Source organism: Amycolatopsis rhizosphaerae (genome assembly GCF_007713715.1).
Lineage (GTDB): Bacteria > Actinomycetota > Actinomycetes > Mycobacteriales > Pseudonocardiaceae > Amycolatopsis_E > Amycolatopsis_E rhizosphaerae.
In genome coordinates, this window is sequence record NZ_VJWX01000455.1 from 1 (window position 1) to 5,745 (window position 5,745).

Here is a 5,745-nt window from a genome sequence, read left to right on the forward strand (position 1 = left end):
TCTGCGGATCGGCACGCAGCCCCGCCGCCAGGACGTACGGCTTGAACGACGAACCCGGCTGCTGCGGGGTGGTCGCCAGGTCGTAGGTGGTCGAACCGTCCCCACCGTAGTAGGCCAGGATCTCCCCACTACCGGGATCGGCCGAAACGAGCGCCGCCCCCTCGTCCGGATACGCCTGATCCGCCGCCATGATCTTGCCCACCGAAGCCTCGGCATCGGCCTGCGCGTCCGGCCGGATCGTGGTGTAGATCTTCGCCCCCGACGTGGTCAACTGCTCCTCACCGTAACCGTGCCGCGCCAGCTCCGCGAACACCTCCGCCATGATGTACTGCCGATCCGCCGGCCCGGCTCCGCTCCCCTTGCCGGCGGCCGGGACCGGGGTGGGGAACCGCGCCGAGTCATGCTCGGCCTGGGTGATCCAGTGGTTGGCCAGCAACCGCCCCATCACATAGGTGAACCGCTTGTGCTGGTAGGTCTCGTTGTTCGCCTGGCTTGGCAACTGCACCAGTCCGGCCAGCAGCGCGGACTGCTCGGTGGTCAGCTTGCTGACGTCCTCGTCGAAGTAGAACTGCGCGGCCGTGGCGATCCCGTAGGCACCACGCCCGTAATACACCGTGTTCAGGTAGGCGGTGAGGATGTCCTCTTTGGAATAGGTCCGGGTCATCTTGTACGACTCGACCATTTCCACCCACTTGCGGCTCAGCGTGGGTGAATCGTTGCCGGTGGCCTTCTTGACGTATTCCTGCCCGATGGTCGAACCACCCCCGGTACCGCCGGTCAGCCGGTTCCACACCGTGCGCGCGATGGCCTTCAGGTCGAATCCCGAGTTCGTCATGAACGTCTCGTCCTCGGCCGCGATCTGCGCGTTCTTCATCGCCTGCGGGACCTGATCCCAGGTCACCAGCCGGTGGCTCCCTGCGGTGGATCGCGCCGAGAGAGGAGATCCATCGGCGTAGTACAGCGTCACCGGCTGGTTCTCGCTCGCCGCGAGCGCGTTCGGATCGGGCACGCTGACCGTGAAGTACGTGATGAGGAAGGCCACCACCGGACCGACCACGGCCAGGCCCCCCAGCACGTACAGCGTGCGCCGCACCCGCCGCCAGATCCGCTTCCGGCGCCGCCGCTGCCGCACCTCCGCCGACACCTCCGTGGGCGGCCGGGATCGGCGAGGAGGACCGTGCGGGTTTTCGGAACGGTCGTATCGAGGAGCCCCCTGCCGCGGCGGAGGGCCCATCGGGCGCCCCGGCGGAATCGCCCGCGATGGAGGCGGGAACGCCCGGTTCGGACCGGCAGACGGCCGCACCGGGCGTCGGGGATCGCGGCGTTGGCCGTCTTCGGGGAACACGGTCATATGCATACAGCAAGTATTGCCCCTCACAACCTTTGGGTGTGCGCTTCCCGCTGCTGCCTGCACGCTCCGCACCGACAATCAAGGCAAACTGCGCGTAAGGAGGAGCCATGCCCGAAGCCCTGACGAGAACGATCGTGGCCGGTGTGGACGGGTCACAAGGCAGTGTCGAAGCACTGCGGTGGGCAGTCCGCGAAGCCCGCCTGAGTGGAGCGACGGTTCGCGCCATCACCGCATGGGAGGTTCCCGCCACCTTCGGCTACATCCCCTCCGGTCAAGGTGTCGACTGGGCCGGAGAAGCACGCAAGGCACTCGACAACGCGATCGAGCGGGCCACGGATAGGGACGAGTCCGCTCCTGTTGCGGGCGCCGTGGTCCGGGGCCACGCCGCCGACGTCCTGATCGAGGCCAGCCGTACCGCGGATCTTCTGGTCGTCGGCAGCCGTGGGCATGGTAGCGCTGTGGGTCTCTTGCTGGGATCGGTCAGCCAGCATTGCGTTCAGCACGCCGAATGCCCCGTGGTCGTGGTCCGTCCGCGCCCGGAGTGAGCGTTGACGGCGCGGCCGCCGGGTGCCGTTCCAGCCAGTTCCGTGCGGCGATCTTGACCCGGTCTTCGACCACGAACCAGAGCAGCGAATACGCCCACACCACACCGGCCCATGCCCAGCCGAGCGGAGTCATCACCAGGCCGTACACGGCGATGAGGGTCGCGATGAGCTGGGTTCCGACCACGGCGGCCAGCAGCGGCCGCGCGGGCCGGGGCGACGACCAGAACGGGCCCCGCGTCCTCGTGACGAAGATCGTCAGGTGTCCCGAGACGGACAGCTTCAGGTAGATCAGCGTCCGGACCAGGTCCGGGTCGAGGTGCAGCACACCGACCGCCAGCGCGAACAGCAGGAAGGTTTCGGCCACGCCCAGCACTCCCAGAGCGACGGCCAGTGTGCCCACTCCCCGCATGTCCCATACGGCCGGTTTCTTCGAGCCGCGAACCCGGTCGTAGGCGATGGTCAGGATCGCGGCGTCGTTGAGCAGCGCCAGGAACACGATCATCACCGCGGTGACCGGGAAAAAGTTGAACGCGACGATGGCCAGGGTGATCAGCAGCAGCACCCGGAGGGTCTCGGCGATGCGGTAGGTGGCGTAGCTGGTCATCCGCGCGAAGATCTCCCGCGCTTGGCGGATGGCCTCCACGATCACCGACAAGCCGGGAGCCAGCAGTACGACGTCGGCCGCCGCGCGGGCGGCGTCGGTCGCGCCGGCGACCGCGATCCCGGCGTCGGCCTGTTTGAGGGCGGGAGCGTCGTTCACCCCGTCGCCCGTCATGCCGACGATGTGGCCCCGCCCCTGGAGCAGCCGGACGATCCGGTACTTGTGCTCGGGAAACACCTGCGCGAACCCGTCGGCCCCGTCCACCAGCGAGGCCGCCTCCACATCGGTGGTCCCTTCGGTACCGAGGTCGGCGGCGTCGAGGATCCCCTCGCCCAAGCCGACCTGCCGGGCGATCTCCCGTCCGATGGCAACCTGGTCACCGGTCACCATCTTGACCTCGATCCCCTGCTCACGGGCCGCGGCGATGGTGGCGGCGGAGTCCTCACGGGGCGGATCGGCCAGCGCGAGGACACCCAGCAACGTCCAGGCACCGTCACGCCTGGTACCGGCCACCGCCAGCGACCGGTGTCCACGGACGGCGTACTCCTCGACCACCCGGTTCACCTCGCCCACCACGGGGTCTCCCGTGCACAACGCGGCGATGACCTGTGGCGCCCCCTTGCTCACGCGCTGAGGCAGCCCGTCACGCCCGCGCAGCAAGGCCTCGGTGCGCTTGGTCACCGGATCGAACGGCACGAACCGCTCCACCGTGCCCGCCGGGGCGCTACCGGCGGCCGCCAGCACGGCGAGGTCGATCGGATCCCGGTCCTCGGCACGGGAAGCGGCCGCGGCCGCGGCGAGCAACTCGCCTTCGCCCACGCCCGGCGCGGTCCAGCAGGCGACGAGGGCGAGCGCGTTCCGGGTCAGCGTTCCGGTCTTGTCCGAACACAACACGTCGATGCCGCCCAGTTCCTCCACCGCGGGCAGGTGGCTGACCACGGCCTGATGGCGGGCGAGTTTCCGGGCGCCGACCGCCATGGTGACCGACAGCACCGCGGGCAACGCCACCGGTACCGAAGCGATCGTGACGACCAGCGCGAACTCCACGGTGTCCAGCACCGGATTGCCGCGGAGCAGGGAAACCACGACGGTCAGCGATACCAGCGCGAGCGCGAGCACGATCAGGCGCTGGCCGATGCGCAGCACAGCGCGCTGGAAGTGACTTACCGTGCCCGCGGCACCCACCAACGCCGTCGTCCGCCCGAAGAACGAGTTCGCCCCGGTCCCGTAGACCACGGCGTCCCCTTCGCCGCGAACCACGACCGCCCCCGAGAACAGTGCCTCGCCCGCACCGCGCCCGACCGGCAGCGACTCCCCCGTCAGCGCCGACTGGTCGATGTCGAAGGAAACCTCGCCGAGCACCCGGACGTCCGCGGGCACCACATCACCGAGCCGCACCCGCACCACGTCACCGGGCACCAGCTCCCGCGCCGGTGCCGAAATCCACGATCCGTCACGTAAAACCCTCGCCGTGGCCGCCAGCCGCTGCTTGAGTGCGGCGATCGCATTCGCCGCCTGGTGCTCCTCGGTGAAGGCCACGGCACCGTTCATCACCAGCAAGGCGCCGATGATGACGGCGTCCGCCCAGTGCCCGACGACCACCGAGAGCACCAGCGCGACCTCGATCATCCACGGGATCGGCGCCCAGAAGTACCCGAAAAACACCAGCAGCGGATGCTTGCGGCGCTCGGCGATCTCGTTCGGGCCATACCGTTCGAGACGATCACGCGCCTCGTCGGCCGTCAAGCCACCCGGAGAACTGTCCAATTCGGCCAGCGCCTGCGCCAGTGGCATTCCCGCCAGATCCTCCGACGCGTTCACCCTGCGACCTCTTTCCCTCGCCGATTCACCCTCCACACCAGCAGAACCGGATAGTCCGAGCGACGGGAACTTGGGACCGATCGCAGGGCCGAAAGTCCTTCGAGCGCCCGTCCGACCTTTTTCGGCCACCACGGCGACATCCGCACCACGCAACAGTTGCTCAGTGCATACTAGTCGGTGATGAGCCCTCTCACCTGGCACAGCCTGCTGATCACCTGGAACATGCCCGTCGCGGCCGGCGTGCTGCTCGGCGTGGCCGCCCTCGCCTACGCGGGGGGCGTGGCCAAGGCGACGCGCTGGCCGGTTTCCCGGACGATCTGGTTCTTCGCGGGCCTTACCGTCACCACCGTCGCGACCGGTGGCGCCGTCGAGGTCTACAGCGACGTCCTCTTCTCGATGCACATGGCGCAGCATCTGCTGCTGATCATGGTCGCCCCGGCCTTCCTCGTCTTCGGCAGACCGGCCGAACTGCTCCGCGTGACCGCCCGAGGCGGGCTGCGCCGGGCACTGAGCGGCGTCGCCAACAGCCGCTGGGCCGTGCTCGGGACCCATCCCCTGACCGCGTTCGCGCTCTACACCGCGGTGGTGGTCGGCACCCATCTGACCCCGTTCCAGCAGAGCGCCCTGATCCACCCGTGGCTGCACGGGCTCGAAGAGTTCGCCTACCTCGCCAGCGGATACCTCCTGCTCGCGGCGGTGCTCCCACACGAGCCGCTGCGCCGCCCCTGGCCCCCGCTGCTGCGGCTCCTGCTCCTGTTGCCCGGAATGGCGGTGGACACCGTCGTCGGCATCAGCCTGATGATGACCCCCGCCGAACCCTTCCCCGCCTATGCCGCGATCCCCCGCACCTGGGGCCCGGCACCGCTTCAGGACCTCCACTGGGGTGGCGCGATCATGTGGGTGGGCGGTGACGCCCTGATGGCGGCGGTGGCGATCGTCGTGATCACCGACTGGGTCCGCACCCAGGCCACCGACCTCGGGCCCTGGCTCAACGCAGCGCGCCGGTCCGCCATCGGCCGGGGACTCGACGAGAACGCCGACCTCGACGGCGAAGAAGCCCTTCGCGCCTACAACGAGATGCTCGCGGCCCTGGCCAGGGACAACCGCCGGTGACCTTCGGAGGCCACCGCCTCGGCACCCTCATGCACGCCCTCGGCCAGGCGTTGTGATGTGCACCGTTGTCCCGGCCCGATGGTTTGACCTTGACATGGTCTTTGCGGCATCTTTACGGGCGGCGCGCCGGGAAGTCTGGTCGGCACCCCGTCCCCGAGATCCGGTGCCGGGTTGGGTGGCTATGGCGGGAGTGTGCCGGTGGTTTTGGTCCTTGCGTTCGGCGTGGTGCTGCTGATCAGCGTGTCGTTGTCCGGGGTCGCCGCCCGCACGGTGCTGTCCACGTCGTTGCTGTTCCTGCCCGCCGGAGCGATGAT

4 protein-coding genes are annotated in these 5,745 nt (G+C 69.0%); 2 read left to right on the plus strand and 2 right to left on the minus strand.

The genetic code is table 11. From position 1 onward, the window contains the following. Positions 1-1,132: transglycosylase domain-containing protein (locus FNH05_RS30410; RefSeq protein WP_186382817.1), on the minus strand; the 1,132-nt coding region annotated here is incomplete at its 3' end. 326 nt (positions 1,133-1,458) lie between these two features. Here FNH05_RS30410 and FNH05_RS30415 point away from each other — a divergent pair. Next, complete coding sequence (locus FNH05_RS30415) at positions 1,459-1,896, plus strand: universal stress protein (RefSeq protein WP_144592296.1); 438 nt, start codon at positions 1,459-1,461, stop codon at positions 1,894-1,896. Here FNH05_RS30415 and FNH05_RS30420 read toward each other — a convergent pair. Beyond that, positions 1,832-4,318 (minus strand): plasma-membrane proton-efflux P-type ATPase, encoded by a 2,487-nt coding sequence (locus FNH05_RS30420; protein WP_222426751.1) that lies wholly within the window; start codon positions 4,316-4,318, stop codon positions 1,832-1,834. The two genes, FNH05_RS30415 and FNH05_RS30420, sit on opposite strands and share 65 nt — an antisense overlap. A gap of 180 nt (positions 4,319-4,498) precedes the next feature. Between FNH05_RS30420 and FNH05_RS30425 the strand changes: the two genes are divergently transcribed. Beyond that, the gene (locus tag FNH05_RS30425) at positions 4,499-5,431 is read left to right on the plus strand and encodes a cytochrome c oxidase assembly protein (protein ID WP_144592297.1); all 933 of its coding nucleotides are present in this window, start codon (positions 4,499-4,501) and stop codon (positions 5,429-5,431) included. Positions 5,432-5,745 lie beyond the last annotated feature (314 nt).